This is a genomic window from Arthrobacter celericrescens (genome assembly GCF_003614925.1).
Taxonomy (GTDB): domain Bacteria; phylum Actinomycetota; class Actinomycetes; order Actinomycetales; family Micrococcaceae; genus Arthrobacter; species Arthrobacter celericrescens.
In genome coordinates, this window is the sequence record NZ_QYLP01000058.1 from 1 (window position 1) to 4559 (window position 4559).

At 63.5% G+C, this 4559-nt stretch carries 6 protein-coding genes; 2 read left to right on the forward strand and 4 right to left on the reverse strand.

Annotation, left to right across the window (positions count from 1 at the left end):
• Positions 1-77 precede the first annotated feature (77 nt).
• Both D3654_RS11900 and D3654_RS11905 read right to left on the reverse strand, forming a co-directional pair.
• A complete protein-coding gene (locus D3654_RS11900; protein ID WP_162943720.1) occupies positions 78-914 on the reverse strand; it encodes a hypothetical protein in 837 nt (278 codons plus the stop codon).
• A gap of 87 nt (positions 915-1001) precedes the next feature.
• Positions 1002-2219, reverse strand: coding sequence for a PD40 domain-containing protein (locus tag D3654_RS11905; protein ID WP_120521715.1), 1218 nt, complete (start codon positions 2217-2219; stop codon positions 1002-1004).
• A gap of 41 nt (positions 2220-2260) precedes the next feature.
• Between D3654_RS11905 and D3654_RS11910 the strand changes: the two genes are divergently transcribed.
• Entirely contained in the window at positions 2261-2608 is a 348-nt protein-coding gene (locus D3654_RS11910; protein WP_120521716.1) for a GntR family transcriptional regulator, read from the forward strand.
• 44 nt (positions 2609-2652) lie between these two features.
• Here D3654_RS11910 and D3654_RS20495 read toward each other — a convergent pair whose 3' ends face one another.
• Positions 2653-2952, reverse strand: coding sequence for an META domain-containing protein (locus D3654_RS20495; RefSeq protein ID WP_162943721.1), 300 nt, complete (start codon positions 2950-2952; stop codon positions 2653-2655).
• 438 nt (positions 2953-3390) lie between these two features.
• Here D3654_RS20495 and D3654_RS11920 point away from each other — a divergent pair, with 438 nt between their 5' ends.
• Entirely contained in the window at positions 3391-3591 is a 201-nt protein-coding gene (locus D3654_RS11920) for a hypothetical protein (protein ID WP_120521718.1), read from the forward strand.
• Positions 3592-3656: 65 nt separating this feature from the next.
• Here D3654_RS11920 and D3654_RS11925 read toward each other — a convergent pair whose 3' ends face one another.
• Positions 3657-4436: a hypothetical protein gene (locus D3654_RS11925; protein ID WP_120521719.1), complete on the reverse strand. Its 780-nt coding sequence runs from the start codon at positions 4434-4436 to the stop codon at positions 3657-3659.
• Between the last annotated feature and the right edge of the window lie 123 nt (positions 4437-4559).

Consider the following 4559-nt stretch of genomic DNA (forward strand, 5'->3'; position numbering starts at 1 on the left):
CGACGGCGGCCGGTACCTTCCGCACGGAAGGTACCGGCCGCCGTCGGCGTTTCCGGGAGGCGCGGATTGTCGCGACGCTACAAATGCCACCCCCCGTGCGGGAGGAGCGGTTTGAAGCACACCATGTTCTGGTCCGACTGCTCCGTTGCCACGCACGGATCCACGCGCGCGGTCAGATCGTCGCCGGTGAAGCCGGCGTCTTTGAGGGCGGCGATGACAACGGGAACCTCTTGGGCGCCCACCTCGGAACATAGGACGGGAGCCGCAGGACCGACGTTGCGCGGAACAACGATGTCTCCTTCGCCATAGGTCCTCACCCGGCCACGCAGCAGCGACTGAACCGACGCCGGAAGCAAGCCCATCACCTCTGATGCGTCGCTCCTCCGGCTGAGCCCCCATTCGTAGCACGCCGCGTACCGGGAAGGCACGTATGGCGTGAGCTCGGGGACCGCCCACGTACCGGCCGGCTGCCACGCGGGTGGCTGCATCAGAAGGGCACCGGGGTGGATCGCTCCGGAACGGATAAGCTCGACGCCCTCAGCTGTCAGGCGCCGGTCGTTCATCAAACCCGAATTCAAATATTCGATCACTGTGCCGTCGCCGTAAACGACAACCCAGCCCAAGCGCAGCACTACATGGTGGGCAACGATGCTCTCTGCGGGGTCCTGGGTGGCAAGTGGCCCTGGCGCGGACAAGGCGGGGGGCTCATCAGTGGGATTCTGCAGTGGCGGCCCCAAGGGGCCGAAGAACACAATAAGCGAGCTTCCCACGAGAACCAGAAGTGCGATGATCGCATGAACGCGTCGCCTGCGCCGCGAACGCTCCCGTGCCTCCGGGGTCAGTGCCTCCGGGGCTGCGGACGGCGCAGCCGGATCATCCAGCCGTGTCGGCCGGGATTGAACGGTAAAACTCACGATTTCCTCCTTTCGGCAAGTTGGTGATTGTTGCTCGGCCCGCCTACTTGGAATCGAAGGCAAGTCTTAATAGTTCAGCCACCCGTGCTAGCGGCCCCGCGGACCCGGATGCCATGCCACTCCGGTGAAGAGATCGTTTGTCGGAAGGTCGTCCAGCACCCGTGATGCCGAACCGTCGGAGCCCATCACCACCAGTCGTCGGCCCGAGCCGGCAAAGTCGATGGCGGCAATCTGTGCGCCATCGGGTGACCACGCCGCTGCGACATAGTGGCCGTAGGCGATCGGGGGCGGCGCCGAGGTCTCCACCGCCGGGATGATGCCGTTAGCGCTGACCAGGTACAGACCGGTTTCCTTCGGACTGGTCAGCGGGTTAAGCCCCCGCGGCTCAGGGTTCGCCTGGCGATAAGGGCCGGCGATCACGAGGAGCCGCGAGCCGTCCGGCGACCAGGCCATCTGCCTGATGTGGCCGAATCCGGGCGGCACCACTTGCCGGGTGCTGCCGGAATCGAGGTCGACGACAAAGGCGGACGGCAGCAGATATGAGCCGACTTGCTCGTACGCCGTATATGCGATCCGGGCCCCGTCGGGCGACCACGCGGTAACGGGCACTATGCCGGTGCCAAGGTCTCCCACTGGCGGATCGAGTTTGATGATACGGGATGCGCGGAGGCCCCCGAGATCATTGAGGCGGAGCCGGTCGCCCCCGATGACTTCGATGGCGACGGTGCCGTCGGGAGAGAGCCACGGATCGGTAACGAACCAGCAGCAGCCGCCACCGCCAGGGACCCGAGTGAGCCCACCACCGGCATCCATCACATAGCTCGTACCGTTATGTTCGTTGGTCAGGGCCAGCTTGGTTCCGTCTGCGGACCAGCCCGCCGGAACCAGGTACGCAACCGGACCAGAAAGATCCCGGAATCGGGCAGGGAACGGGTCTGCTGGGTCGATGTCGATCAGCCCCGGGAGATCCAGGGCTTGGGAAGAGGACGGGTCGGCCGGGTCGATGGTGCTCAGTCCCAGGCCATCCGAGTACACGATCCGGCCACTGGCCGGCTCGAAGACGCCGAAGGACGCCGGCCCGGCCGGAGTGTCGACCGCGGCTCCCTGGCTCTGCGGCGGGCCGCCATCGAGGGAGGCCGTCACGGCAAACGCAGCAAGGGCCATCGTCGAGGCAGCGACCGCACCGATCGCGAGGCGCCGTCGTCGTGCTCGCTGCCTCGCCTCAGGGATAAGGAGCTCAGGAGCGGTGGCCCGCTCGTTCGGATCATCCGGACGCACCGGCCGAGGTTGAATGGTGACAGCCATGACTGCCTCCTTGACGGGATGGTGCTAATATTACTAGCACCATGTTGAGTGTCAAGGTCCACAAGCAAGACCCCCGAGACCTCTACGAACAGGTCGCCGCGGAGATCCGCCGCGCAATCGCGGGCGGAGAAGCAAAGCCGGGGGAACGCCTCCCGCCCGCGAAGGACTTGGCAGCGATCCTCGGCGTCAACACCAACACTGTCCTACGCGCCCTGCGGCTCCTCCGCGACGAAGGCCTTCTCGAATTCCGTCGCGGGCGTGGCATCTCCGTCGTCGGCACACCCGAACGAGGGGACGTCATCAGGCAAGCACGCGACCTCGTCCTCTACGCGCGCCGGCACGGCTTCCGCATCGACGAGCTCATCGACATCATCCAAAACGTCGACTGACGGAAGCCGCGCGTCGGTTGGCGCCTGCCCTCGCTTTCCTGTTGTCACATGTGCCGGATGGGACCGGCGTCCTTGAGTTCAACGGTGCCGTGGCCGTTGCGGAGCACCAGCGCGGTGCCGTCCAGTTTCCAGGTGACCGGCTGTGAGAATAGCTTGTGGGTCCAGTTTTCGTAACTGCTTTCGGGGCCAAGGCACGCCATCGCAGTCATGATGATCTGACCCGGAATCCAGCGGTCGCCCTGGACCTTGACCTCGACTCCAAGGCTGTTGCATGGCGTCTTCACCCCCACCGTCCACGTGTCATTGACGTACACCATGGAGACTTCGAGGGGTTTGCTCGTCAACCAGGCCAGTTCCCCGGTGGCGTCCCGCCCGCCCGTTGACCGATAGAGCCGGCAGCCCAGCGGTCCGCCTTCACAGACGGGCTTGGCCGGGCTGGAGATTCCCCCTTCAGGCGTCCGTGAGCCCATCGGCTGATCGGGTGCCGGGAGCGGCGACGTCGGCAAGGGGGAGATCACGTCCGGCCCGGTCTTCCGCGCCTCCGGCCCAGGAGCCCCCGGCGCATTGCCGCAAGCAGCCAAGGCCGCAAGCAACAAAACCAGCACTGCGAACCCGGACATTCTGCTGCGTGAAAACACAAGAGCCCCTCATCATGGAAATCCCGCCGAACTGCTTTCAGTCTTCTCCGACGCCCTCCCGTCGGAAAGCACAGGCGGGTTGCAATGGACACATGGAAGGTCACAGCTCCGGAACGGCACCGAAGCAGCGGCTAGGCTTGTTCAGTGAGCACTGAGCCCGAGGATTCCGTCAGCACCAGCCCCGCCGTCCGTTGGGGGCTGGGGGCCGTGCTGTTCGCGCTCCTTGCCGTTTCCATGGCCTTCACCGCAGCCGGCAACGGATTGATGCTCACCGGAGCTGTGGCATGCGGAGCGGCAGCCTGCTTTGCGGGATACCGGGCCTTCAGCGCTGGAAAAAGCCGCTGACCGTAACCCCGAAATTGCGCTGCGAGTCTATGTATCTTAGTTCGATCGGCGTCTGACCAGGATACCTAGAAGAGTTCGGGAACGGCTGCCTTCGCAGCCTGTAGGATGGCCCGAATGACTGGCTCTCCGGAGCGTTGCGTGGCGCACTCTCGATCCAGTTTTCTTAGATGATCGAAAACAATTGGCCTTAGTGCCGTGGCATTCATTTTGCTGGCGTTCGGTCGTTCGCGCAGGATGTCTGCCGCGATTTCGTGAGCGCGATCAGAGAACTCCAATCGGTGTAGGCGAGTGAGCTCTGTTGTGATCTGCTCGACTGCGAGGAACGACCTCTCTGTGGCTATTTGAAGCGTAAGTGGGTCCGCATCAGGGACTGCCTTCAGATCCTGTTCGACTTGCAGCCTAATTTTCCCGCGCTCTGACGGCTCTATTCTGGGACCACCGCCGGTGATGCGATCACTAATCCGGTCCAGAAGTCGAGTTGCTCTGCTTTCCGCTTCAACCCGGAAAGATGGGTCAACGTCATTCCCAATCACTTCATGGTCATCGTCCTCGGCGTCAATCGGAATGCCGAAGCGGATCCCGATCGAGGGGCTGCCAATCAGCAACAATGAGCACTCCTCGTCGTCACCGTCAACGGCACGACAGGCTGCGACAAGTCTCGGAGGACACGCATCAAGCGTCCGCGCCAAGTTTCCGATGAAATCGCCCTCAAGCTCGTAGTCGAGCCAGAGCACGTCGCTCTTCGCGCCAACAGTGGCCTGTGCTGTAACCACCGGTATGTTGCGTTCCTGAAGCAGCAGAATTGCATCCCGAAAGGTTGCGTCCAGCTTTTCGGTCTCGTCCATGCTTCCGAGGCTAGGGCACAGCCCAGACATTTAAGGGGCTCATCGCATTTGAGGGTGTAATCGGGGTGGGCGCGTCGGTGGCCGGATAGAGGTCGAGGTCTTCCGATGATGGAAGTTCCTACA

Coding starts and splice junctions, on each gene's coding strand:
- D3654_RS11925 (WP_120521719.1), bottom strand. CDS start 4,436: ATGGACGAGACCGAAAAGCTGGACGCAACCTTTCGGGATGCAATTCTG.
- D3654_RS11905 (WP_120521715.1), bottom strand. CDS start 2,219: ATGGCTGTCACCATTCAACCTCGGCCGGTGCGTCCGGATGATCCGAAC.
- D3654_RS11910 (WP_120521716.1), top strand. CDS start 2,261: ATGTTGAGTGTCAAGGTCCACAAGCAAGACCCCCGAGACCTCTACGAA.